Raw genomic sequence first — 24,148 nt, 5'->3', positions numbered from 1 at the left:
TCCCGTCGGACCAAGTGAATCACAGATCGCGCCAGCTCAAAACCCCAGGAGTCTAATTTCCTGTCCGATGCTCTAGAACGGCAGGCGGTGATCGGGCTTCCCTCCGCGCGGCGGGTCATGTTGAGCAACAAGGACGCTCTCGAACGCCTGAACTCCTGAAGGGTAGGAGACGGACACCCTGCCGTGCGCGACGCTCTAGCCAGCTACCTACCCGGCGTGCGGAAGAACACGATGGTGTGGCGCATGGCAGACCAACGGAATGTCTGCACAGGGTCAAAGTGTAATGTTGAGCCGATCAAATGAAGGTCCGCTCACGCCGCCAACGCGGAAGTTCGGCTAAGGTCAGCCCCGTGCCATTCGCAGTCCTTCGCCTGCGAGCGTCGCGAGGTTTGCGGCAGCGCCTACGCATAAATGCAAGCGATGTCGTGGCGGTTGGGCGACAGCGTGGATTGGACCTTTGGGCGCCTGGAGTGTCGCTTCAGTGACTTGATGACCGCCGAGCCGCCTGGTCAAAAGCCTCGACGACCGTGTGATACAGCGCAGGCGGCAAATCATGCCCCATTCCATCGATCAGCATTAGGTCCGCATGCGGGACCGAAGCTGCGGTGTCCCGGCCGCAAGCCGGAAGGAAAATCGGATCATCAGTACCATGAATAACGAGCGTCGGTGCGGTGATGGTCGCCAGGCGTGAGCGACGGTCACCGGTCACGGCCATCGCGGCGATCTGCCGTGCGGAGCCACCGGGATCATAAGCGCGCCGGGTTTCCTCCAGGATGAGGAGACGATGAGCCTCTTCGTCAAACGCATGGCCGCTGCCGGCGATGCGGTGTGCAAAGGTAAGCTTGTGTGCGACGAAGCCGGCTTCGTCCGAGACGGGATCCGGGGCCGGGCGCATCATCATCGCCATGACCTCGGGCGCGGCCTGGGGCAGCATGGGATTGCCCGTGCTCGACATGATCGAGGTCAGGGACAGCACCCGCCCGGGATGCTCGCTCGCCATAATCTGGGCGATCATCCCGCCCATCGAGCGCCCGACGACATGCGTCCTGTCGATGGCGAGGGTGTCTAGCAGCCCAATGGCGTCCGCAGCCATGTCGTGGAGCGTATAGGGAACCTCGGGTCGCTGCCCAGCCATCAGCGCTGCCGCCAGCGCACCGAAATCCGGCGGAGGGCACTGGTGAAAATGGGTCGAGTGTCCACTGTCCCGATTGTCGAACCGGATCACGCGATAGCCACGCGCCGCCAGCGCTTCGCAGAAAGGGACCGTCCACCGGATCATTTGCGTGCCTAACCCTGCGATCAACAGGATCGCCTCGTCGGCCTCGTCGCCGAAACTGTCATAGGCCAGATCGATCCCATTGGTCTTCACGATGGTCATGATGCTATTCCGCTCGGAGTGAGGTTGGATGAGCCGGCGGGCCAAACGCCAAGCGCAAGACGTGCGACCGGACGTCTTGGGGCCAGTCCGCGATGCATTGCTTCAGCCTCGAGCGATCATCCGCGAAGAGCGCGCGCGTCGCCTCCTCGTAGCCCGGCAGATCGCCCGCCATGGCCAGCATGAAGTGATAGGCGGCTTCCTGGGCGGCACGTTTCTGCTGTCGCGTTCCCCCGCTTCTGCGGGCCTCGTCTACCAGCCTTCTCAGGGCGGCAGATGCGCCACCCGGCTGAGCGGCCAACCAATCCCAGTGCCGCGGCAGCAGTGTCACCTCGCGCGCAACGACGCCCAGTTTTGGTCGCCCCCGGCCCCTTGGTTGGAAACTCTCGTCCTTCGCAGGTTCAGTCGCCTCATCCGCACGGGGGCGGTAGCGCCCAGCATGCGTCCGAGGCGGCTGGGACAATCTCTCGACAATGTCGGCCTCGGACCCGCGCAGGTCCAGATCGATAACGCGGCCGGTCGCATCGTCGAAAACGAGGATCGCGTGCGATGAGCGATTGTCGGTGGCTGCTTTGACCGCGAGAGCCACTTCGATAAGCGGGCCGGAGAGGAGCACGCGATGACCGTCAAAGGCCGTGCAGGGTTTGGCAAGGAGGTCGGACACATTCAGCACCACAGGCTAGCCGCTAATTACTACCCGGATAAAAAACTTGCGTCAATATTGCCCGGGTAGTATTCACGGCGGGCGTCCTTATGGACGACGAGGCGATATGCAGTCGCCTCGCAACAGACTGAAAGGCTTGGCGGGATGAAGGGCGAGGCGCGCAAGGCGGCAGTGGCAGCCTACAAGGAACGCAAGGTCGTCGGCGGGGTCTATGCGGTTCGCTGCGCGGCTTCCGGCGAGACCTGGGTCGGACAATGGCCTAACATCGAGACCATTCAAACTCGCCTGTGGTTCACACTGCGACAGGGCACCCACCCCAGGAAGGAGATGCTCGAGGCCTGGCGTCGCCACGGCGAGGCGCAATTCAGCTTCGAAATCCTGGAAAGGCTCGAGGATGAAACATCATCTTACACGCGTGACTCGTCTTTGAAGGATCTGGCATCCCGTTGGCGGGAGAAATTGAAAGCCAACCCGATTTGAAGAGGAGGAATTCCGACTTCCACCTGTCGCGCATGCGCCCGACCTGATCCATCACTGATGAGGAGCGTCCCGAGAAGGACCCGTGCTTCGTCGCTCCGAAGGACCGCTCCGGGTCACGGACTGCCCTTCAGCTTGGCCGTGTGAAGGTCCACTTTACGCTCCAGCCCTGCCCTCCCCTTCTGGCTTGAATGCTCAACGGGCAGCTCACTGCCTCCTGCCCTCCCCTGATCATCGCAGCAGAAGCAGCATGGATCCCAGCAAAGCTTCACTCACTCAAGGTCTCCGAAACTAGCTCTCCAAAGCCACGCTTCCGCTTGATGTAATCCGTTGTTATGCTTGACGATGAGTAGGATAGGCGAAGCTAAATGTGGAATAGGTACGGTTTGGTGGTCGGATGGACCCCGTAGTGCTCGGCTGCATCGTGAGCTGCTTCATCTGAGATCAGGCCACGGGAACCTATGTAGGCCTCTCGTTACGAGCCGAGCCGCTAAAGTCCTTATATTCAAAGCACTTTCACGGGCTCCGGGTAAGCCCTCCCTCTCCCGCTGGTTAATGAAATGGCTTGAGAAACGTTTGCAAACGATCAGTTGCTCATAACAAGCGAAAGTGTACAAAGGGCCTGAAAAATCGCTTCGGAAACCGGTTAATGGCCCCTCCCCTCTCGAAAGCTTGCCTCATCGGCTACGCCCGCGTGTCCACCGAGGACCAAGCGCATGATGCTCAACTGGATGAATTGCGCGCTGCCGGTTGTGCCGAGATCCATCAGGAGCACGGTTCCGGCGCAAGCCGAGCCCGGCCGGTGCTGGCGCGGCTCATCCGTGAGATCAGGCCGGGTGAGGTGCTGGTTGTAGTGCGTCTCGATCGACTGGCCCGCTCGGTGAGCCACCTTCTTGAGGTAATCGAAACGCTAGAGGCCAGGAAAGCCCATTTCCGCTCCCTGCGTGATCCCATCGACACCTCGACGCCACAAGGTATATTTTCCTTGCAAGTGCTCGGCGCGGTGGCGCAGCTCGAACGCTCCCTCATCTCCGAGCGGACGCGCGCCGGCATCAAGGCGGCCAAGGCGCGGGGCAAGAAACCAGGGAATCCAGGGATGCGCGAGCGCCGTCCGGACGCGATCCGGAAGATCGCCCTCGCCCGGGAGAAGGTCTACCTTGATGAGCTGATTGCCGGCGCGGATCGCTGGATGCCAACGGTTCGGCGCATGCGGCCCCAGCACCCATGGGAGGATATTATCCGCGCACTCGCACACAATGGGCAATCCTGGACCGTAGCCCGGCTGCGGCGCGCCGTCGGCAGGCTCGTGTCGCAGCACATGGCAGACCCTGCCCTCCTCCGCCCTGCCCCACGCAAGAGCCCGCAGGACCGCCTCATGACGCTGATCGCCGGTATCGCCATGGCCGACCCAAGCCTCTCGCTGCGGGACATTGGGGCGCAACTGGAGCGTATGCGGGAGCGGACGCCGCGCGGCGGCTCCACATGGTCAGCCTCCTCGGTGAAGAAGCAACTTGACCAGGCCCGCAAGGCGGGGCTGGCCCTGCCGACGCCCCTGCAAGACGTGGTGTAGCCAGCTTCGCTGGGCGGTGTCATTCACCCATCCGCGCGGGTTCCGTTTGGGCATGGGACGCCGAGGTGCCCCCACCGCCATGCCACCAGTGATTCAAGGTCAGTTCTCCGACCTGGCATCCCCGCGCAATTGACAGGAGAGCCATCAGAGGATCACCATCGTGCAGTGGGGGCGCGCCACAGGAATGGCCGAAATGGATAGTTTCGATCATATTCTGAACTGGAAGCTGAAACGAGGCTCACACGCCTTCCCCGGCAAGGACGGCGGAACCTGCATCAACGAAGCGGCCATTGTAGCGGCTGGCTTCCCCTATCGGCCGGTCCGGGCGGTGGAGACCATGCCCAACTGCTTTTCGCTCCCGATCTGCCGCCTGGCGATGCTCCTGAATGATGAAGCCAGTGATGAGCAGCGGCAGCAGCTGCTCCCGTTCGTCACCCACCTGGCCTGCGCCGATGCAAAACAGGTCGAGTGGGAGCGGGAGGTCTATATCGCCCAGCACCTGAGATACCGCATAAGCTGGCAGGATCGTCTTGAGGTCCTGGAAGGTGCATTGGCCATCGGACGGCAAGCTGACGTGCTGGCAACAGAGGAGGTCAGGTCCAGGCTGAACGCTGTCCAACAGAGTGCCAAGGCACCCACGTCGGTAGCCGACCATCCCAAGTTCAGCAAGATCAAGGAGTGGCTTACCCCTCGGTAGCCTGTGTCAGCTGACACAGGCTACCTTGCGATGGCACTCCTAAGTACCATCATGACGGATAGGCTCTCACAGGGGGCGAGATCGGCCAGCCGTGCCGCGAAGACAACGGGCTTCTACCCTTCACGAACACTCGGTCATCCCTGGCCCATGTCTCAGGCTCAGGCCATGGAAACCCCGGCAGGATGATCATAAACAGTCGGGGATCCATCAGTGTCCTGAATCTGTCCCCACTCAACCGCTCCTTCCTTTGAATTGGGCCGCCCCGAGCATGAGCGCGGCGCTGGATGATGCCTGGCAATAAAACCCAGTGTCTGGTGCTCAACCGCCGTGATCCCGGGGCCAACATGGCCCGCTTCTATGTCCTCTCATCGAGGCGAGCCTGTTCGGCGACGCAAATTTGATCCGCGAGTGGGGCTGGATCGGCACTGCCGGACGCCGCAAGATCGAGTTGCACGACAGCGATGGCAGCGCCATGGAGGCTCTTGAAATGTGGCTGCGCCGAAAGCAAAGGCGGGCTACGTCAAGCGTCCTGAGTGAAGATAAGGCTTTACCTGGTGGACTTCATCGCATCCAATCGGCTCCCTCCCCGGGTGCCAATCTTCCCCCCTGATCCCTGGTACAGGCGAATGGCGGCACTCGAGCACCGACCATGAGGCCGCCATGAAACGCAGAACCTTCACCAACTCCTTCCTGGCTCTATCCGCAGCCCCTCTCCTCGCCCACCAAGCCACCACATCCTCTGTTGCGGCCGCTGAGCCTTCAGGTCCGCCTCTCATGGGCGGCTCCATCACGGACGTGCCCGGGATCAAGATCGGTCATCACACCCTCACCCGCCGGCCAACGGGATGCACCGTCATTCTGTGTGAGGACGGCGCGGTGGGCGGAGTGGATGTGCGCGGCTCCGCCCCTGGCACCCGTGAAACCGACCTCCTCGATCCGACCAATGCGGTCCAGCAGGTTCAGGCCATCCTGCTGTCTGGTGGCAGTGCCTATGGGCTGGAGGCTGCCACAGGCGTGATGCGCTATCTCGAGGAACGCAAGCTCGGGTTCAAGATGCGTGCGGGCGTGGTTCCGATCGTGCCGGCCGCCATTCTGTTCGACCTGGGTGTCGGCGACTTCACCATCCGTCCAGATGCCGAGGCCGGATACCAGGCCTGCCTCGCCGCTGCGTCAGGTCCGGTGGCAGAGGGCAATGTCGGCGCAGGGGCGGGAGCAACGGTGGGTAAGATGTTCGGCCCTGCCTTTGCCATGAAGGGCGGCATCGGCACCGCCAGCCACCGGGTTCCCGGCACGGACGTCGTGGTTGGCGCCATTGTGGCTGTGAACGCCGTGGGTGACATCTGCCACCCCGACACGCGCCAGATCCTTGCCGGAGCCAGACGGGAGGAGGGGCAGGGCTTCCGGGACACCATGGCAGCAATCATGAGCGGTTACCGCGTCGTTACATCAGCCGGCAGCAACACGACGATCGGGGCCGTTGCCACCAATGTGCCGTTCAACAAGGCCGAGATGAACAAGATCGCCCAGATGGCTCATGATGGCTTCGCCCGCAGCATCAACCCGGTGCATACGATGTCGGATGGCGACACGATCTTTGCCCTGTCCACGGGCAAAGCCTCAGCGGTCCGCGCCGATGTCTCGGCGGTCGGGGCGATCGCCGCCACGGTGATGGCACAGGCTGTGGCCCGTGCGGTGATCCAAGCCGAGAGCCTGACGGAGCATCAGCTGCCGGCCCACAGAGACTACGTGAAGGGGTGAATGGAGCCCGCTGGTGGATCTCAATGAGCGGGGAGGGCACCCATGGGGCGAACCTCCCCGCTCACAATGCTTGCTGTTCCGCCCCATGACAGTGTTCTGTCGATGGTCAGCCCGCTTTGCCTCCGGGCTCAGTAGAGCGAGGCTTGCACCGGCGGTACCTGCTTCTCAAAAGGGAGTCCTTATCCGCGAGTTCCGGCCGCTTGGATGCAGATGTCGGGCGCGAGGTTAAACACATCCGTTAGTCGGGCCGAAGATTACTCGATGGGCATAGAGTATGTTGGGCATTCACTTGCTGAACGCCGAGCCGTAGTCGAGTCGAAAACACCCAACCTTATCTCAAAATATTCAGCGCCTTTGATCGGCACTTCCTTGTTGAGCGGCATCGTGTGTCAGCTGACACAGTTACCTATAAGGCGGGCGTCATGGCCCTGCGGACCCTTTGCGCTGCAATCAGCCTGAATCGCTGCCATTTATCTGTTTGGATGTGCCGGAGCAGAGCTGAGGCCAATGCCTTGTGTCAGCTGACACAAGACATATCGTGCACTGATGTGGATTGGTTCATTTCCGATCCCATAGGGCTGGTTTCGCTATCTCCGAGCTGAACGTAGTTCAGGTCAGACAGCGTCTTTCTACTCCGTCGAACCCGACAGGAGAGGGGCTGTGTCCGCTGACGCAGAGCTACGCCGGCTCAATGCAGAAGCTACGAGAGAGCTTTCTGCGCATCTAGCGCTGGCGCTGTTAACCATTTTTTAACGTTCTTCCGACAATCCTCCCCCCTACTTACGGCCCTGAACCGCGCTTCCGCCAAAAACCGTAACACTCCGCTCTGTCGCGTAAACAAAGAGAGGTGCCCCACAATGGACACTGGTACCCCGTTTCTTAAGAGCCAGACTTTCACTAGAGAGCGAGTGACCCAGGTTATCGCTCAAGACGGAGAGGCGCTCTCAAAAGAGCTGAACAATCTTCGGCACGAGTTATACGCACCTGAGGCCAAAAAGACTCTACGCTCATTTACGTCAGGCGAAGCAGCAAAGCTTATTGGAGTTGCAGACGGATACCTCCGACAACTCTCCTTGGCAGGGAAGGGGCCCCAACCCGCTATTGGTCATGGCAATCGTCGATCCTACACCCTTGAGCAGATCAACGATCTTCGCCGGCTTCTTGATGACGGAGCGAAAAGCAAAAAGTACCTGCCGCAGCGTACGGGCAGTGAACATTGCCAAGTGATCGCAGTAGCAAATTTCAAAGGCGGGTCCGGAAAAACAACGACTGCTGCCCACTTGGCGCAGTATATGGCATTGCAGGGTTATCGGGTCTTGGCTGTCGATCTTGACCCACAAGCATCTCTGACAGCACTCCACGGCTATCAGCCGGAAATGGATATCGAAGCCGACAACACAATCTATGGCACAATCAAGTATGACGGGGTTCGTAAGCCCTTAGCAGAGATCATTCGCAAAACGTACTTCCCTGGTCTCGATCTCGTGCCTGGGAATATTGAGTTGCAAGAATACGAACATGAGGTTCCGCGCTTCATGAGCGAAGCTCACGGTGGTCGTTTCTGGGACCGTATCGCTAATGCCCTCGCATCTGTCGAGGACAATTACGATGTGATGATCCTCGATTGTCCACCCCAACTCGGGTACATCACCCTTGGAGCACTTTGCGCTGCCACAAGCCTGCTCATCACTGTTCACCCGCAGATGCTGGATGTGATGTCGATGTGTCAGTTCCTTCAGATGACGGCTGCTCTTCTCGAAGTAGTGCAGGACGCAGTCAATAAGAGCAGCAATGGGCCGGATGTAGCGCTTGAGTACGACTTCTTACGCTATGCAGTCACTCGCTTTGAGCCCAATGACGGCCCCCAAAACTGGACTGTAGCTCTAATGCGGACACTCTTCAGGGAGAGGGTTCTTAACAGTCCGATCCTGAAGTCGACAGCTATCGAGGCGGCGGGTCTTAGCAAGCAAACCTTATACGAGGTGAGCCGTGAGGATTTCACCCGCTCTACTTACGACCGCGCCATCGAATCTTTGGAGTCGGCGGGCTCCGAAATCCAGACACTAATGAAGAAGGCTTGGGGACGCGAATGAGCAAGCAATTAAGCCGCCTCAAAGGCTACATGGCAAACCGCCTTGAAGCGAAGCCAGAGTCACCAACTGAAGTGGCCACAGCATCCACGTCGGAGTTCTTTCCTTCGATTGCGACAACTATTCCCGAGCAACCCCGGCAAGGCGCAGTTCCGCCCTCACTGCGGACAATGAAGGATGCCGTCACTCGTCTCGGCACCATTGCTGATGAAGCCCAAGCTTTGATTGCTGCGGGCGACAAGGTGATTGAGATTGATCCAGAGGTAATTGAGGACTCCTCAATTACCGATCGTCTTGAGGTTGATCAGCTCAAATATCAAGAGCTTCTGGAGTCCATCAAGGCCGGAGGGCAACGGATTCCAATCCTCGTTCGTCCTCACCCAACAAAGAACGATACTTACGAGATTGCATACGGCCGGCGGCGCCTGCGCGCCCTGCGAGAACTGAAGCGGAAGGTCCGGGCGATTGTCCTCGATTTGAGTGACGAAGAGCTCGTAATCGCTCAGGGTCAGGAAAACTCCGCTCGACTGGACTTAACCTTTATTGAGAAGGTCATGTTCGCGGTCGCGCTCGACGATCATGAATATAGCCGAGAGACTATTGAAGCAGCACTAACCGTTGATCGTACGATGGCTGCAAGGCTCCTCACTCTAGGCCGACGTCTTCCGTTGGAGGTTATAAAGGCGGTCGGTCCTGCTCCTAAAGCCGGGCGGCCAAGATGGGTTCAACTGGCAGACCTTCTTGAAAAAGACGGCAACCGAAAGCGTGCTCAGAAGCTGATCAGCGCACGCGAGTTTGTGTCAGCTGACACGGACACACGATTTATGCGCTTGATCGATTCTTTGATTGAAAAGACCGATGCAGGCTCATGGGTCGAACACTCTGGTCGGAGGATCGCGCGCGTTGAAAAGGCTGGAAGTAAGGTCAAGATCATCGTTGACGCAAAGCAGGAGGTGCAATTCGCCGAATACCTCAGCACGAACTTGCACGAGATCTACCAGCAATTCCAATCAGCTAAGACTTAAGCCCATCACGCTTTGCCATGAGGCGGGTAGGACGTCTTAATCTAATCAGGAGCATGAAGGGGAGCGAAGCTTCCCTTCACCCCTCAAGTTCCTCCAACTCAGTGGCAGCCTTAGATTCCCCATTAAGAAAATGCCTACTCGCAGCAAGATCCGCTTTCACACCCCGTGGTCGCTGGTCCAAAGTCACAAAATGCTAGCAAAGCGGCGAAAGGTGGGATGCTGCTCCCTGCAAGATTATAGGAACTTGTTGTCTTTGCGTACGCCAGGTACAAAGTTGGCAACTCTGAGCAACTGATCGTTTGAAGACGTCTATCAAGCCTTTTGTTAACCAGTGAATAAGGAGAGGGCTTCCCCGTGGCCGGCGAAAATGCTTTGAAAACAAGGGATTTAGCAGATCGGCTCAGAAGGTGAGGCCGACACAAGCCTCCGTGACTAGGCCCTAAACGAAGCCGTTCGCGATAACCGTCCGAGAGAACAGCGCGCATCCTAAGGACACGCCGTAGTCAATTCCGGCTTAGCTTCTTCTGATACAACCGCATCTAAGTATTTTAAGAACTTAGCTGTTGCGATCAAGCGTGGCTTTCGGAGTAACCGGGGCATTTTGGGGGGCAGGGATTCCTCCAAACGGGCATTCATGATTCAATCCCGGCATGACATCGCCGCCCGGTAGGTCCAGCAAGCCTCTGTCCTCGACGGCCCTGCGCCAGCTGGTCTCGGATCTGGCTGGCAAGATCGATCGACTGGAGCAGGAGGTCGAGCAGCTACGCCTCGACAACAGCAACCTGCGCCTCGACAACCAGGCCTTGAAGGACGAGATCGCAAGGCTCAAGCACCTGCCGCCACGACCGCCGTTCAAACCCTCCGGAATGGAGAAAGCCACCCAGCCAAAGCCTGCCGGTCCGGGCCGGCGCCCTGGGCGCGGCGCCAAACGGGATCGGGTCACCCGCGAGGTCACGCTGCACGTCGAGGTTCCACCCGGCTCGCGCTTCAAAGGCTACAAGACGGTGGTGCACCGGGATCTCGTGCTGGTTGCCGAAGTCGTGGGCTACAAGCGCGAGCGCTGGGTAACACCCGAGGGCCAGACCCTCATCGCGCCGCTGCCGGCGGGAATTACCGGCGGCTACGGTCCCGGCGTGCGCCGGTTCTGCCTGGCTCTGCACACGCAAGGCCAGGTCACCACCGAGCGCCTGACCGACCTGCTGAACGGCATCGGCCTGTCGATCTCGAAGCGCGAGGTGGTGCGTCTGCTCACCGCCGATCTGGAGGCGTTTGAGCAGGAGGACCGCGCGATCCTGCAGGCGGGCCTGACTTCCTCACCGTACATCACCGTCGACGACACCGGTGCGCGGCATGCCCGCCGTCCGGGTGTCACCACCCAGATCGGCGGCAAGCGCTTTTGCGTCTTCCGCACCAGCCGATCGAAATCGCGCTTGAACTTCCTGTCGCTGCTGCGGGCCGGCTGTGACGACTATGTCGTCAACGAGGCCGCGCTGGACTATCTGCGCCGGCAGCCGGTCGAGGCCGCCGTGATCGCGCGGCTGGCGGCGCATCCGGACCAGGTGTTCTCGTCGCAGATGGAGTGGTGGCAGCATCTGTTGCGGTGCTCGATCAACATCTTCGACCGGCCGCTGCTGCAGACGCTGAACGAAGCCGCCACCTGGGGTGCGATCCGGCATCACGGACTGATGGAAAACACCGTCGTGGTCTCCGACGATGCTGGCCAGTTCCGCATCGCCCAGCACGCGCTGTGTTGGATCCACGCGGAGCGCCACCTGGAGAAGCTGATGCCGGCATCACCCAAGCAGGCCAAAGCGGTGGACTTGGTCCGCGAGACCATCTGGTGTTTTTACCGCGGTCTGAAGCTGTGGAAGCAAAGCCCCTCGCCAGGAGGTGAGAGGGCCTTTAGGCAGCAGTTCGAACGGATCTTCGGCCAACGCACGGGCTACAAGGACCTTGATGAGCTGCTGGCCCGGTTGGCGCGGCGCAAGGACGAGTTGCTGCGGGTGCTCGAGCGCCCGGAGATCCCGCTGCACACCAATGCATCCGAGAACGACCTGCGGGCCTGGGTGATCAAGCGCAAGGTCTCCGGCGGCACGATGAGCGTGAATGGCCGTGTTGCACGGGATGTGATGCTCGGGCTTTCGAAGACCTGCCGCAAGCTCCGGCTGTCATTCTTCGATTATCTCGGGGATCGACTCGGCCTGCATGGGGATCAGCCGAGGATCCCACCGCTCGCAGGTCTTGTGACCCAAGCCTAAGGCGGGTCGCCCCCTAATCTGCCCCGCTTACGCTTTCGGATGCGCGAGCCTCGCAGAACTTGAACGAGAGAGCTCGAGCTGAGATCGATGCCGCTTCTGCTCTGCTGATGAGTGTAGGGGAGGGGACAGTCAACGGTACTGTCAAGTTGGCCAGAGATCGGGTCCGTGGCAGGATCTCGGGCATGAGCACAACGCCCAATCCGTACCGGGGCTTCCGCTATCCGGCCGAGATCATCAACCAGGCGGTCTGGTTGTATCACTGCTTCAGCCTGAGCCTCCGCGACGTCAAATTGATCCTGGCCGCTCGGGGCATCGTGGTCAGCTACGAGACGATCCGCGCGTGGAGCCTGCGCTTTGGGCGGACTTACGCCAAGGCGCTCAAGCAGCGGCGGCCGCAACCCGGCGACAAATGGTTTCTGGACGAGGTGTTCGTCCGCATCAGGGGCAAACTACATTATCTGTGGCGAGCGGTTGATCAGCATGGCAACGTGCTTGACGTGTTGGTCCAGAGCCGCCGCAATACGAAAGCGGCCAAGCGCTTCTTTCGCAAGCTGCTGAAGGGCTTGTGCTACGCGCCACGAGTGATCGTGACGGATAAACTCGGATCCTATGGCGCCGCCAAACGCGAGATCCTGCCAGGCGTGGAACATCGGCAGAGCCGATATCTCAACAATCGCTGTGAGGTGTCGCACCAGCCCACCCGACGGCGGGAGCGCCACATGAGACGATTCAAGTCAGCTCGGCACGCCCAGCAGTTTCTCGCCACCCACTCACCGATCCACAATCACTTCCAGCTCCGCCGTTACCATCTTTCCGCCAGTGAGTACCGGGCTGCGCGGGATCGCGCCTTCGCTACGTGGCACGATGCGACTGGTACTGCCCTCGTCGGCTGATTGGGACTGGCTTGCGGGCTGCACGTACGGCATCTGTGCCGATCAGGCGTAAAGTTGACAGTACCTCCTGAAGGAACCGATTGGCGTTGTCGGGGTGATCACGCCCTGGAACTGGCCCCTGCAACAGATTGTCAGAAAAGTCGGCGCGGCTATCGCGGCCGGCTGCACCACGGTGCTGAAACCCAGCGAAATCTCGCCCCTCAGCGGTCTGCTCTTTGCCGAGCTCATTTATGCCGCAGGTGTGGTGAACGGCGACGGCCCCACTGTGGGCGCAGCGATTGCGGCCCATCCCAATATTGACATGGTTACCTTCACCGGATCGATGCGCGCAGGTGTGCTGGTCGCGAAGGCTGCGGCAGAAACCGTCAAGCGCGTTCATCAAGAACTAGGTGGAAAGTCTGCGAACATCATCTTCGATGATGTCGATCTTGAGGAGGTTGTAGCACGTGATGTTACCCTGTTGATGCGCAACTCTGGGCAGACCTGCAACGCGCCAACACGGCTGCTAGTTCAGCGCGATCAGCATGCAGCCGCAGCTGCTACTGCAGCGAGAACGGCGGATGCCATCGTTGCCGGTGACCCGCGTTCCGAGGCAACGGAGATGGGGCCTTTGTCGAACGTCAGCCAGTTCGACAAGGTGCAGCGGATGATAACCGCTGGGATCAGGGACGGTGCTCAACTGGTTGCGGGCGGGACCAGCCGCCCGGATGGTCTAGAGAAAGGCTATTACGTGCGACCGACGGTGTTTGCCAATATCAACCCGGATATGACCATCGCGCGCGAGGAGATCTTCGGACCGTTCCTTGTGATCATCCCCTACGAGGACGAGGACGAGGACGATGCGATCCGCATCGCCAACGATAGCGATTACGGACTGGCGGCCTATCTATCGACACGCGATAGCGAACGGGCACGCCGCGTGGCGGCCCGGCTCAAGGCTGGCAACATTCACCTAAACGGTGGACGCGCTGGGCCGACGACTCCCTTTGGCGGCTACAAGCAATCAGGAAACGGCCGAGAAGAGGGTGTGTTCGGGATAGAAGAGTTTCTGGAGATAAAAGCGGTTAGCGGCGGTTGAGCCCAAGCCTCCGCACACCTTGTGGCGTGTCTGGTCCGGCGCAGATCCTGTGTGTGGAGGATCGGAGGTGGTTCTGCAGGCTCAGATTGTAGATCACATACCGCCGGACGCAGAGCAGTATGGCAGATCTATCAAAATGTCTTCGCTTGAACACGCCACCCTCCGCCACTGAAACTTTCGGAAGAGTAACTGGAAACAGACGGTTTGCCGCATAACCCTCGCGTTTGATCCAGACCATATGCTCACCTCCGGTTCTACGCATATATTTGATCTAATCATGCTGTGTCTTCGATCAGAACCACCTTGCCCGAGGACGTCGGACATGTGCCATAGTAGATATTTCGGATCGACCAGAACACATCGGAGCCGTGCATGCCTGTCTTTTCTAGATTCGGGCGGTACATCGAAGAAGTTGCTCGCCGCGGTTCAATTCGCAGTGCTGCGGAATGGCTGAACATCGCACCATCCGCGATCAACCGGCAGATCATCATGGCCGAGGAAGAACTTGGCACGCAGCTCTTCGACCGACTGCCACAGGGCCTCCGGCTCACGCCGGCAGGCGAGCACTTGATCTACAATCTGCAGCGCTGGAAGCGCGAATTCGAGAATGTTCAATCCGAGATTAACAACATCCAGGGTCTAGCCAGCGGCAAGATCACAATTGCCGCTGCCGAGGCTATTGCTGGAGATCTTCTGGCGGGCATCCTTGCTGATTTTCACACCGACTGTCCTCACGTGATGATCTCCATCCATGTCGTTGGCGGCGGCGGCGTGAGAGAGATGGTGCTTAGTGGGAATGCTGATCTCGGCTTGACTTTTATGTCGACCTCCTACCGAGTCATGCGCGTCGAGCATTCAGTTCGATTGGTCCCAGGCTTGGCGATATTACCGGACCATCCGCTGGCGGATAGGGCAAGCATTAGTCTGTCAGACTGCCGCGACCTGCCTCTGATCCTCCCCGAAGAGGGGCTGCTCATCCGCAACAGCATCGATACAGCTCTAACCTCGGCTGGAATTGCTCTGAATCCAGTGGCGGCATGTAACAATTTTGCATTCATGAAAGCCATGGTTTTCAGGCGAATAGGTGTCGCTCTCTTGACCCGTGCCGAAATCCTTTCAGAAATCCGCAGCGGACAGCTTGTTTTCATCCCGCTGTCTGACAGCGAAATAAAACCGTCATCGCTGTCTTTAGTAACTATGTCACATCCATCCTCTGCGGCCATGCGCGTTTTAGGTACTATTGTCAGAGCAATGAACGACATGACCGAAAGAGACTGCTCTAATTTATAGAGCACGCTTTCCGAAAAATAGTATTTGAAATGAAGAAAAATAGCAGTCTATCCTGTGATCATGACCAACTGGAACAAAAATTAGGTCGCACCGCCCCAAGCTCCGAAAGAGAGTGGCGGTTCCAGCGAGCATGGAGAACCGTTGTCTCATGCAGGGAACATCACTCGATATTTCTGAATTTATGGCGTTTGTTGGCAAGGACGTGCCACAGCCAGAGCAATACAACTATGGTGTCACTCGCGACGGTATTCGCCACTTCGCCTATGCGGTCCCTGACATAAACGCGCTTTACCTTGAGGATGATTATGCGGCAACCACGCGCTGGCGCAGCATCATCGCACCGCCAGGTTATCTCTACGCACATGGCTCGCCCGCTTGGCTGAGCAAGTTCCCGGGAATCCGGGACACCTTCGGCAATGAACTCACCAATGCCGACAACGCCACTGAGGAATGGGAATTCCTCAAGCCGGTGCGTCCCGGCGACACGATCCTTTCCTATGGCAAGATCGAGGATGCGACGATTAAGAAATCGCGCAAGCTCGGCGATTGCGTGCTGGTCAAGGAAGGCATGCGCTTTACGAACCAGCGCGGTGAGATTGTTGCAAAGCTCAATTCCTACAGCTTCAGGTTCAAAGGCTCCGACGTTGCTTCCAATGGCGGTGTTGGCCAGTCCTATCCTCCGTTGCCGGAGGGCCAGTTCACACGCAATATCGCGACGCCGCCGCTTCTTCCCGGCACTCAGCCCACGCCCGTCAGGCGGTATGACGAGCCGCGCTTCTTCGAGGATGTGAATGAGGGCGATGAGCTCCCCCTGTGGGAATTCGGTCCAGTGATGGCTTTCGATATCGGTCGCTTCAATGCAGCCACGATTGGTACCGGCTATGACCGCATCGGCCGGACCGGACACATTCCGGATGCTTTTGCACCGGGCGTCCTGCGGATCCAATGGTTCGGGGCCATGCTGAGCCGCTGGGGCGGCCCGAACAGCTGGGTGACCAGAATCTCGCAGCGCAACGAAGAGTGGGTATTGGTCGGCTACAAGATCATTTGCGGTGCGCGCGTAACGCGCAAGCATGTGGTCGATGGCCGTTGCCTTGTCGAATTAGGTATCTGGTGCAACAGCGAACTTGGTTTCCGCACTAACAGTGGCACCGCCGAGATTGAGCTCGAGAGCCGGTCCGCTCCGGCACCGGCTCGATAGGGGAGGTTGGATGACCCTGTCCGGTGAGGCTTTGATCGCGCGGTTGCCCAAGGCCGAGTTGCACTTGCATATCGAGGGTTCGATTGAGCCCGAGATGGTGCTCGAATTTGCGGAGAGGAATGGGATCGACTTTCCCCACAAGTCAATCGAAGCTCTGCGCGCCACCTATGAATTCGACAATCTCGCCGGGTTTGGTGCGGTATACCGCAGCAATTCTCAGGTCTTGCGCACTGGGCGTGATTTTCACGACATGACCTATGCCTACATGCGTCGGGTCCGGCAAGACGAAGTGATGCATGCGGAGGTGGCATTCGCGCCGCAGGGAGCATCAAAGCGCGGCGTCGATCCGATCGAAGCGTTAGAAGCTGTGCTAGACGCGATGGAGCTTGCCAAGGCCGATTTCGGCATGACCGGCGGCGTGATCATAGGCTGTCAACGCAATTGGGGTAGCGACGAAGGTCTGGCGATGCTCCAGACGGTCAAGCCCTATCGCGACCGGATCATGGCGCTTGGGCTTGCAAGCATGGAGGTCGGTTTCCCACCGCGCCTGTTCGAGCGCATGTTCGATGAGGCGCGCGACATGGGCTGGAAGACGACCGCACATGCCGGCGAAGAAGGGCCGCCGGAGTACATATGGGAGGCACTCGATATCCTGAAGGTTGATCGTATTGACCATGGCGTCCGCTGCGAGGAAGATCCCAACCTGATGGCTCGTCTGGCTGAAGAGCAGATTCCGCTCACAGTGTGTCCACTCTCCAATATCTGCCTGAAAGTGTTCTCGACATTGGCGCAACACAATGTCGCGCGCCTGCTGCGGTCAGGTCTGCTGGTCACAGTGAACTCCGACGATCCGCCTTACTTTGGCGGGTATGTCAATGCGGAATACGCCGAATGCCGAAAGGCGCTGGCTCTCACGGATGACGAGATCGTCCAGCTGGCGCGTAACAGCTTCATCGGCTCATTCCTGCCGAAGTCCGAGACATCGAGATACCTCTCCGCCATCGATCTGGTGCTCGCAGGACAGTTCGACACCCATCCGACGGAGTGCTTACGACCCTAAACCAACCGGGAGAATCTTGTGAACGCGCCTTTCGATCATCGTAACAAGAACGGCCTTAGCAGAGAAGGTTGGAAGGCTTTCTCTAATCCGCGCTCGATTGCTCTCGTGGGTGCCAGTGGCCGCATCAGCAGCGTCAGTTTCACGACGCGTTTTCTCGATACAAACCGTGATCTTGGCTATTCCGGAGAGATATTCCTCATTAATCCGATGCGAGACACGATCCTGGACCGGAAATGCTGGAAGGACTTGTCCTCATTGCCGGTCTCACCCGAGTTGGTGATCATCAATCTCCCCGACGAAAAGGTTCTACCAGCCGTACATGAGGCGATTGCCTGCGGGGCGAAGGGTCTCATGATCCACTCCGGCGGGTTCGCCGAGCGGGGAAAGGCGGGGGTTCAGCGTGAGCTGGAACTGCAGCGCGCCTGCGCTGAGGCCGAGATCGCGGCGCTTGGGCCGAACTGCCTCGGCCTGATCAACCTGACAAACGGCGTTTCGCTGTCAAGCTTCCGGCTTTCCCCGAGCCTGAAGAAAGGGCCCATCGCACTGATCAGCCAGAGCGGTTCCGTGGCTGGCATCCTTATGCATATCGCAAGTGAGTATGGCGTCTCTTTTGCAGCTAGCACCGGCAATGAAGCGGTGACGACGACCGAAGACCTGATTGCTCAGGCAATCGACGATCCTGCAACCAAGCTTATCGTGTGTTTCATAGAGGAGCTTCGGCGGCCATACGCGCTGTTCGATCTCGCTGCCCGCGCGCATCAGGCCGGCAAGCCGATCGTGGTGCTCAAGGCAGGACTGACCGAGAAAGGCGGGGAGGTTTCGCGCGGCCACACGGGCGCGCTTGCTGGCTCGGGCACTGTCTATCGGCAGGCTTTCGAGCAGGCCGGCATCATCTTGGCTGAAGACTTCGATGATCTCGCTCAGACTGTCGAACTGCTCATGAAAGTGAAGCCGGACTTGGCCTCCGTTCGTATCGGGATGCTCGGCACGTCCGGCGGCGAACTTGGAAACGTGACGGACCTTTGCGAGGCAATGGGCATCGAACTGCCTGACCTCTCGGAAAAGACACTTGCAGCTTTGCAGGATTGGCTCGTTCTTCCCGCGGATGTCTTGCCGCGTAACCCGGTCGATGCAGGGACCGGGTTCAACTTCTCGGGAACCTATGAAGATCGCATGCGCGGCGCCATTCGCGCCGTCGCTGCGGATCCCTCCATCGATATGGTTCTGGTTGTGCAAGGCTTTCACCGCGAAGGGGAGAACGGTCTATTGTCGCTCAACCGCGAAATTATGGCCGCGGCGGCAAAGGAATCCTACCAGACTGACGTTCCAATCGCCGTTTTGACCTGCCAATCGACCCGCTATGACGAGGAAATCATGGCAGAAATCATGGCTGCAGGCGTTCCGGCCCTGCGAGGTGCGCGCGAGGGACTGATGGCTATCGGCCATCTCGCTCAATACTCCGCTTATCTACGCAATCGCCGGCAAGCTGCCGTCAAAAGTGGCACGCCAGGAACGACCGCTCGTCCTGCTTCTTGGCCGAATGGCTTGGTTCCGCAGGGAGATCTGTTCTCGCTTCTCGCGACCAATGGATTGCCCGTCACCCGCAACGGCATTGCCCGAAGCGCAGAGGATGCCGAGGCTTTGGTCCGTGAGGTCGGCGGCAAGGCCGTCATGAAGATCGACACCTCGAGGGTCATCCATAAGAGCGATATAGGCGGCGTGGCGCTGAATGTCACGCCGGAAACGGCAAGGGAGAATTTTACCCGTCTGATCGAGTGTGTCTCCCCACCCGTCGGAAGCGAGCCGAATGAGGGCATCTTCGTCGCCGAACAGTTGAGCGACGGGATTGAGTTCTACATCGGAGCCAAGCCCGATGCGACGTTCGGGACCGTCATCGTTATCGGCATGGGCGGGCGGCTACTCGAGGTCTTGGGCCAAACGAACCCACTTGTCATGCCATATAGCAAGGCCGACGTGGTGAGAGCCATTGAGGCAAGCGGCTCGTCCCGCTTCCTCAATGGTTTTCGGGGCGGACCTGTAGCGAATCTCGATATGCTCGCATCCCTTGTCGTTCAGGTGGGCGACTACGCGCGCTCTCTCGGCGACGCGATCGAGGTTCTCGACCTGAATCCCGTCATCATAACCCGAGACAGACCGGGCGGCTGTATCGCGGATGCGCGCCTTATACTTAAGGGAGCTGAGCAATGAAAGACTATACGCAGATCAGCTTCGGGCTTGCTGAAGAGGTCGCTACACTGACTCTCAGGCGTGCTCATAAGCTCAACGCGCTGACGGACCAGATTAACCTCGAACTGTTCGACGCTCTGAACCGCATTGCCGAAACGCCGGCGATCAAGATCGTCGTGCTGTCAGGCGAAGGCCGTGCATTCTCCGCGGGCTACGATGTGGGCGAGGGTCCGGACATGCCGGAGCGAACTCCAGCCTATTGGAAATATCACTTTTTCCTCGCATTCCAGACGCTACGCCGCATCTGGTCGCTGCCACAGCCGGTGGTCGCTAAGGTGCGAGGCGCCTGTCTCGGTGGCGGCATGGCTCTCGCCATGGCCAGCGACCTCACTTATGCCAGTGACGATGCCTCCTTCGGCGATGCCGAGATCAAATTCGGGGGCGGGGGCAATATGTTCCCGGTTCTACAGTGGATCATCGGGTTCAAGAAGCTGAGTGAGCTGCAGCTCACAGGCCGGAATGTTTACGCCGCCGAGGCGCTCGAACTCGGGATGGTGAACGAGATCGTACCGGGCGATGACCTCGACAGGCGTGTCGACCAGATCGTGCGGCACATGTGCTTGCTTCCTGATGGCACACTGGTTCGCAACAAGGCAAGCGTACGACGCTGGTATGAGCAGATGGGAGTTGGAGCTGTCATCACCGCGAACGAGCAAAGCTCGGCACTCGGACTCAGCACGAGCGGAGAAACCGAGTTCACCCGGATTTCGAAACGAGACGGGGTTTCGGCGGCCCTTCGGTGGCAGAAAGGCCGTTTCGCAGATGTGGGAGCGTTCAAATGAATGAAGCTCGTTCCGAGGCGCAGCCGCTCCTCACACCGATGCACAGCCGCATCGGCCGGCTTGATCTCGTGCGGATCAAGGACGATGGACAGCGCTTCATTGCCTGGCTCATCAGCGCAGTCCTGCTGGTATGGTTTTGGCAGTGGTATGTGGCGGAGTTCGATGTATCGCCTGCCGTGTTCCCGTCACCCGCCGCCGTCTGGGAAGCGCTTTATCTCAATCTCGCGGACGGCACCTTCATCTCCGATTTAGCCTACACGATGGAAGAAGTGCTGATCGGGTTCTTCGGTGGAAGTACGGTCGGTTTCCTACTGGCGCTGATTATCTCCGAGTTCAGGCCGGTCCGCACGATCCTCTATCCTTATGTGATCGCCTTCCAGGCCGTGCCGAAGACGGCACTTGCGCCGATGTTCCTGATCTGGTTCGGCTTCGGAATTGAATCCAAGGTCGCACTCGTCATTTCAACCGTGTTCTTTCCCGTTCTGATTAACACGCTTTCTGGGCTCGAGCGGACAGATCCGGACCAGCTCGACATGCTCAGGGCTTATTGCGGGAAGCGCTGGCGCATCTTTCTGCGCGTCAAGCTCCCGAGCGCGATGCCGCCGCTCTTCGCCGGTTTGGAGCTCTCGATCGTGTTGGCAATCATCGCCGCTGTCGTCTCCGAGTTCCTCGGCGCGGTCGGTGGGCTCGGCTATCGGATTCTTACCTTCAACACCAATCTCGACATGGCTGGGCAGTTCGCCGCGCTCATCCTGCTGTCCCTCACCGGATTTATCCTTCATGCAATCGTGAAGTACATCGGGAACCGAGTCGTATTCTGGGGGCGGGCGCGAGAAGGCAGCACTCATTGATCAATCAGCAAAGGGGAACAGATATGCGCAGTCTTGTCCAGAAAGTTGCAGTTGCAGTCATCAGTACGTCTCTGTTGGGTGCAAGCGCTACGGGCGCTATGGCCAAGGACCTGAAAAAGGTTACGTACGCCATCGCCACCGCGGATCTCAACGTAGGCTATCCCTTTGCGACGCTCCCGAAGGCGCTCGGCTACTTCGAAGATGAGGGGCTCGATGTCTCCATCGTGCCGGGCCAATCCTCCGCCGCAACGGCGCAGATCCTCCTGACGGGTCGTGCCGACGTCGGCGTAGCCCAACCGGATCCGGTCATGATCCAGCGCGCCAACTCAAGGATCCCACTTGTCTCGTTTTATGCCGTCAGTCGCAGGGGGACGAATGTCCTCATCACCCGCGTGGACTCTCCCATCCAAACGATTAAGGATCTCAAGGGAAAGAAGGCTGGCGTTGGAGATCTCGGATCGGGCAGCATAACCTACCTCAAATCGCGGCTGCTGCAGGAGGGCATGAGCGACAAGGATGTCCAACTGGTCACAACCGGCTATGGCACGCCTGGATTTGAGGCGCTGAAGAACGGGGTTGTCGATTTCGCTGTCAGCTTTACCGGTGGCGTCGCTCGGATGACTGTCGCAGGCTACAATGTCCGCAAGCTGCCTCGGACCGAAGACGAGCTGAATCAGTACAGCTATAACCTGTTCGCCACTGAGGACTACATCAAGAACAACCCGGATATCATCAAGGGTCTGGGAAGAGCGACGGCCAAGGCAACGATTTTCCTCAAGAACAACCCGGAGGCCGCCGTTCGTGCGTTCTGGAAATACGCACCGGACCGTGCACCAAAGGATCTGAACGATCCAAAGGCGATGGAGCGCGATCTGGCCATCCTGACTGCTCAGATTCAGGACATGGGGGCGGACGAACTTCCGGATGACTTTGCTTGGGGTAGCCAGGAGACAGCGGTTTATGACAAGATCCAGAAGTATCTTATCGATGCCGGGCAGATCAAGACACCTGCTGACCCCAACATCTTCTTTAACAACTCCTTCGCCAGCGACTATATCGATTTCGACCACAAGGCGATCGTTGACGCAGCCAAAGCTGCGAAATGAATCCGAGAAGGCCTGACAGGGCTTGCCCTGTCAGGTCGATTGAACACCCAATTCACGATAGATCGGAGCCAACGATGAAGCAGGTATCCCACGGCATCTCCTTCCAAGACGTTGGACGAACCTTCATGACGCGTGAAGGAAAGACGCTCACCGCATTACAGACCGTGCGCTTCGAGATCGAGCCGGGCGAGTTCGTGTCGCTTCTCGGTCCAAGCGGATGTGGCAAGACAACTTTGCTGCGCATGGTCGCCGGCTTGCTGTCGCCGAGCTGGGGCAAGGTCATGGTCGGCGGCAGCGAGGTCACGCGTCCGCGTCCGAACTTCGGTGTAATCTTCCAACAACCTCTTCTGCTTCCCTGGCTGTCCGTTCTCAAGAACGTGCTTCTACCGGTCGATGTGCAGGGTCGTAAAGTCGGTGACTATGTCGAGCGTGCACATGAACTCATCAAAATGGTCGGACTGAAGGGGTTTGAGAACCGCCTGCCGACCGAGCTTTCTGGGGGAATGCAGCAGCGCGTGGCGTTGGCTCGTGGGCTGATTCATGATCCGAAGCTGCTTCTGATGGATGAGCCTTTTGCAGCCCTTGATGCCATGACGCGTGAGAATATGAACATTGAACTGCAGCGCATCTGGCACGCTAACCGCAAAACGGTCCTGTTCGTGACGCACGGCATTCCTGAAGCTGTCTTTCTCAGTGACCGAGTGGTCGTGATGAGTGCCCGACCCGGGCGTATATCCAAAATCGTTGATATTCCGTTCGAACGCCCGCGGCGCTCGGAACTTCTCGGTACGGCTGAGTTCGCCGAGATTGTGGCCGAGATCCGGTCAATCTTCGATGAAGCGCATGGCACGCATCCGTCCAAACAAGAAGCTGCTTGACGCATAGAGAATCATATGGGCAGCGCCTTCTCATGATCCCCGCCATGTCGGAAGGGAGCTACGATTCAGGCGATACCAATATAAGGCCCCACAATCTGTATCTGCAGCATATATGTACTGGCTATTTTCTTACCTGCTCTTGACTTGCGACGGTGCCGCCCTTCTCTGGACGCCGTCCTCAAGTGGTGTACAACACCTCCACATTAGCACAGCAAAGCCTTCGGAGCCTCCACCCGCTAGAGTAATTTGGCCTACCTATGCCTGAGGGCCGTGTCCTACAGCGACCCACCATCGATCGCGAGGGTCTGCCCAGTGACATAAGTTGCAGCAGATGCAAGAAAGAAAATGGCGGTCGCTACCTCTTCTGGATATCCTATGCGGCCGAGTAAAGCTCGTTCAGCGGCACTCTCCTTGCGCTGCTCTGGCCAGTCCGCGATCCAGTCTGTTGATATCAGCCCGGGGGCAACGGCGTTTACACGTACGTCTGGCGCCAAAGCAGTTGCCAAACTCTTTGTCAGATTGATGAGACCGGCTTTGCTGGCCGCATAAGCGATACTGCTGCCACGCAATCCCAGCCCGGCGACTGACGCCGTATTAACAATGGCCCCTTTCGACATCTTCAATGCCGCCGATGCTGCGTGAGAGCACCTGAACGGTCCAATGAGGTTAGTTGACAGGACCTTTATCCAAAGCGTTTCCGTCATCGCGTCGAGGTCGGAGAACGGAATGGGCCTACGTGTTGCTGCCGTTCCGGCATTATTGATGAGGAAGTCTAGAGCATCGGACCGGAACTAGGACTCTACGGCTTCTGCGCGGGCTGGAGTTGTGATTCACTGCCTGGAACGGGA

At 58.8% G+C, this 24,148-nt stretch carries 20 protein-coding genes and 2 pseudogenes; 18 read left to right on the top strand and 4 right to left on the bottom strand.

Annotated elements, in window-relative coordinates:
* Positions 1–478: 478 nt before the first annotated feature.
* Together IC232_RS28150 and IC232_RS28145 are read right to left on the bottom strand one after the other, a co-directional pair.
* Positions 479–1,378 (bottom strand): alpha/beta fold hydrolase, encoded by a 900-nt coding sequence (locus tag IC232_RS28150; RefSeq protein WP_190848261.1) that lies wholly within the window; start codon positions 1,376–1,378, stop codon positions 479–481.
* A gap of 4 nt (positions 1,379–1,382) precedes the next feature.
* Positions 1,383–2,039: a DUF2239 family protein gene (locus IC232_RS28145; RefSeq protein WP_190848260.1), complete on the bottom strand. Its 657-nt coding sequence runs from the start codon at positions 2,037–2,039 to the stop codon at positions 1,383–1,385.
* A 144-nt stretch (positions 2,040–2,183) separates the two neighbouring features.
* Between IC232_RS28145 and IC232_RS28140 the strand changes: the two genes are divergently transcribed.
* The 10 genes from IC232_RS28140 (at position 2,184) to IC232_RS28095 (ending at position 13,885) form a co-directional block, all read left to right on the top strand.
* Positions 2,184–2,519, top strand: a complete 336-nt coding sequence (locus tag IC232_RS28140) for a GIY-YIG nuclease family protein (protein WP_190848259.1) — start codon at positions 2,184–2,186, stop codon at positions 2,517–2,519.
* 646 nt (positions 2,520–3,165) lie between these two features.
* Positions 3,166–4,086, top strand: coding sequence for a recombinase family protein (locus tag IC232_RS28135; protein WP_190848258.1), 921 nt, complete (start codon positions 3,166–3,168; stop codon positions 4,084–4,086).
* 193 nt (positions 4,087–4,279) lie between these two features.
* Positions 4,280–4,783 (top strand): hypothetical protein, encoded by a 504-nt coding sequence (locus IC232_RS28130; RefSeq protein ID WP_190848257.1) that lies wholly within the window; start codon positions 4,280–4,282, stop codon positions 4,781–4,783.
* Between the two features lie 397 nt (positions 4,784–5,180).
* Complete coding sequence (locus IC232_RS28125) at positions 5,181–5,393, top strand: WGR domain-containing protein (protein WP_246812458.1); 213 nt, start codon at positions 5,181–5,183, stop codon at positions 5,391–5,393.
* 50 nt (positions 5,394–5,443) lie between these two features.
* Positions 5,444–6,541: a P1 family peptidase gene (locus tag IC232_RS28120; RefSeq protein ID WP_210335532.1), complete on the top strand. Its 1,098-nt coding sequence runs from the start codon at positions 5,444–5,446 to the stop codon at positions 6,539–6,541.
* Between the two features lie 857 nt (positions 6,542–7,398).
* Entirely contained in the window at positions 7,399–8,634 is a 1,236-nt protein-coding gene (gene repA / locus IC232_RS28115; RefSeq protein ID WP_190848256.1) for a plasmid partitioning protein RepA, read from the top strand.
* Positions 8,631–9,656 carry a plasmid partitioning protein RepB gene (gene repB / locus IC232_RS28110; RefSeq protein ID WP_190848255.1) on the top strand — a complete coding sequence of 342 codons (1,026 nt, stop codon included), beginning with the start codon at positions 8,631–8,633 and terminating at the stop codon, positions 9,654–9,656. The genes repA and repB overlap by 4 nt, the downstream gene beginning before the upstream one ends.
* 650 nt (positions 9,657–10,306) lie before the next feature.
* Positions 10,307–11,914: a transposase gene (locus tag IC232_RS28105; RefSeq protein ID WP_190848254.1), complete on the top strand. Its 1,608-nt coding sequence runs from the start codon at positions 10,307–10,309 to the stop codon at positions 11,912–11,914.
* Positions 11,915–12,096: 182 nt separating this feature from the next.
* Complete coding sequence (locus IC232_RS28100) at positions 12,097–12,807, top strand: IS6 family transposase (protein ID WP_190848253.1); 711 nt, start codon at positions 12,097–12,099, stop codon at positions 12,805–12,807.
* A gap of 67 nt (positions 12,808–12,874) precedes the next feature.
* Entirely contained in the window at positions 12,875–13,885 is a 1,011-nt protein-coding gene (locus IC232_RS28095; protein WP_190848262.1) for an aldehyde dehydrogenase family protein, read from the top strand.
* A 70-nt stretch (positions 13,886–13,955) separates the two neighbouring features.
* Here the strand turns inward: IC232_RS28095 and IC232_RS33155 are convergent.
* Positions 13,956–14,039, bottom strand: a pseudogene (locus IC232_RS33155) (IS6 family transposase); the annotation flags it as partial.
* 218 nt (positions 14,040–14,257) lie between these two features.
* Here IC232_RS33155 and IC232_RS28085 point away from each other — a divergent pair.
* From IC232_RS28085 to IC232_RS28050, 8 genes are all read left to right on the top strand, one after another.
* Entirely contained in the window at positions 14,258–15,175 is a 918-nt protein-coding gene (locus IC232_RS28085; RefSeq protein WP_190848252.1) for a LysR family transcriptional regulator, read from the top strand.
* Positions 15,176–15,323: 148 nt separating this feature from the next.
* The gene (locus tag IC232_RS28080) at positions 15,324–16,376 is read left to right on the top strand and encodes a MaoC family dehydratase N-terminal domain-containing protein (RefSeq protein ID WP_190848251.1); all 1,053 of its coding nucleotides are present in this window, start codon (positions 15,324–15,326) and stop codon (positions 16,374–16,376) included.
* 10 nt (positions 16,377–16,386) lie between these two features.
* Complete coding sequence (locus IC232_RS28075; protein ID WP_190848250.1) at positions 16,387–17,436, top strand: adenosine deaminase; 1,050 nt, start codon at positions 16,387–16,389, stop codon at positions 17,434–17,436.
* An 18-nt stretch (positions 17,437–17,454) separates the two neighbouring features.
* On the top strand, positions 17,455–19,644 hold the full coding sequence (locus tag IC232_RS33150; protein WP_190848249.1) for an acetate--CoA ligase family protein: 2,190 nt from the start codon (positions 17,455–17,457) through the stop codon (positions 19,642–19,644).
* Positions 19,641–20,465: an enoyl-CoA hydratase/isomerase family protein gene (locus tag IC232_RS28065; RefSeq protein ID WP_190848248.1), complete on the top strand. Its 825-nt coding sequence runs from the start codon at positions 19,641–19,643 to the stop codon at positions 20,463–20,465. The genes IC232_RS33150 and IC232_RS28065 overlap by 4 nt, the downstream gene beginning before the upstream one ends.
* Positions 20,462–21,316, top strand: coding sequence for an ABC transporter permease (locus IC232_RS28060; RefSeq protein WP_190848247.1), 855 nt, complete (start codon positions 20,462–20,464; stop codon positions 21,314–21,316). The genes IC232_RS28065 and IC232_RS28060 overlap by 4 nt, the downstream gene beginning before the upstream one ends.
* Positions 21,313–22,422 (top strand): ABC transporter substrate-binding protein, encoded by a 1,110-nt coding sequence (locus tag IC232_RS28055; protein ID WP_190848246.1) that lies wholly within the window; start codon positions 21,313–21,315, stop codon positions 22,420–22,422. The genes IC232_RS28060 and IC232_RS28055 overlap by 4 nt, the downstream gene beginning before the upstream one ends.
* 74 nt (positions 22,423–22,496) lie before the next feature.
* The gene (locus IC232_RS28050; RefSeq protein WP_190848245.1) at positions 22,497–23,300 is read left to right on the top strand and encodes an ABC transporter ATP-binding protein; all 804 of its coding nucleotides are present in this window, start codon (positions 22,497–22,499) and stop codon (positions 23,298–23,300) included.
* A 275-nt stretch (positions 23,301–23,575) separates the two neighbouring features.
* Here the strand turns inward: IC232_RS28050 and IC232_RS28045 are convergent.
* Positions 23,576–24,070, bottom strand: a pseudogene (locus IC232_RS28045) (SDR family NAD(P)-dependent oxidoreductase); the annotation flags it as partial.
* Positions 24,071–24,148: the final 78 nt, after the last annotated feature.

This window comes from Microvirga sp. (assembly GCF_014699075.1).
In the GTDB taxonomy this organism is placed as follows: Bacteria; Pseudomonadota; Alphaproteobacteria; order Rhizobiales; family Beijerinckiaceae; genus Microvirga.
This window is presented reverse-complemented; position numbering and strand designations above follow the sequence as displayed.

Excerpts from the sequence above, each read along its gene's own strand:
- IC232_RS28140 (WP_190848259.1), top strand. The coding sequence starts at position 2,184 with ATGAAGGGCGAGGCGCGCAAGGCGGCAGTGGCAGCCTACAAGGAACGC.
- repB (WP_190848255.1), top strand. The coding sequence starts at position 8,631 with ATGAGCAAGCAATTAAGCCGCCTCAAAGGCTACATGGCAAACCGCCTT.
- IC232_RS28085 (WP_190848252.1), top strand. The coding sequence starts at position 14,258 with ATGCCTGTCTTTTCTAGATTCGGGCGGTACATCGAAGAAGTTGCTCGC.
- IC232_RS28130 (WP_190848257.1), top strand. The coding sequence starts at position 4,280 with ATGGATAGTTTCGATCATATTCTGAACTGGAAGCTGAAACGAGGCTCA.
- IC232_RS28075 (WP_190848250.1), top strand. The coding sequence starts at position 16,387 with ATGACCCTGTCCGGTGAGGCTTTGATCGCGCGGTTGCCCAAGGCCGAG.
- IC232_RS28050 (WP_190848245.1), top strand. The coding sequence starts at position 22,497 with ATGAAGCAGGTATCCCACGGCATCTCCTTCCAAGACGTTGGACGAACC.
- IC232_RS28065 (WP_190848248.1), top strand. The coding sequence starts at position 19,641 with ATGAAAGACTATACGCAGATCAGCTTCGGGCTTGCTGAAGAGGTCGCT.
- IC232_RS28060 (WP_190848247.1), top strand. The coding sequence starts at position 20,462 with ATGAATGAAGCTCGTTCCGAGGCGCAGCCGCTCCTCACACCGATGCAC.
- IC232_RS28105 (WP_190848254.1), top strand. The coding sequence starts at position 10,307 with ATGACATCGCCGCCCGGTAGGTCCAGCAAGCCTCTGTCCTCGACGGCC.
- repA (WP_190848256.1), top strand. The coding sequence starts at position 7,399 with ATGGACACTGGTACCCCGTTTCTTAAGAGCCAGACTTTCACTAGAGAG.
- IC232_RS28135 (WP_190848258.1), top strand. The coding sequence starts at position 3,166 with ATGGCCCCTCCCCTCTCGAAAGCTTGCCTCATCGGCTACGCCCGCGTG.
- IC232_RS28080 (WP_190848251.1), top strand. The coding sequence starts at position 15,324 with ATGCAGGGAACATCACTCGATATTTCTGAATTTATGGCGTTTGTTGGC.
- IC232_RS28120 (WP_210335532.1), top strand. The coding sequence starts at position 5,444 with ATGAAACGCAGAACCTTCACCAACTCCTTCCTGGCTCTATCCGCAGCC.
- IC232_RS28100 (WP_190848253.1), top strand. The coding sequence starts at position 12,097 with ATGAGCACAACGCCCAATCCGTACCGGGGCTTCCGCTATCCGGCCGAG.
- IC232_RS28150 (WP_190848261.1), bottom strand. The coding sequence starts at position 1,378 with ATGACCATCGTGAAGACCAATGGGATCGATCTGGCCTATGACAGTTTC.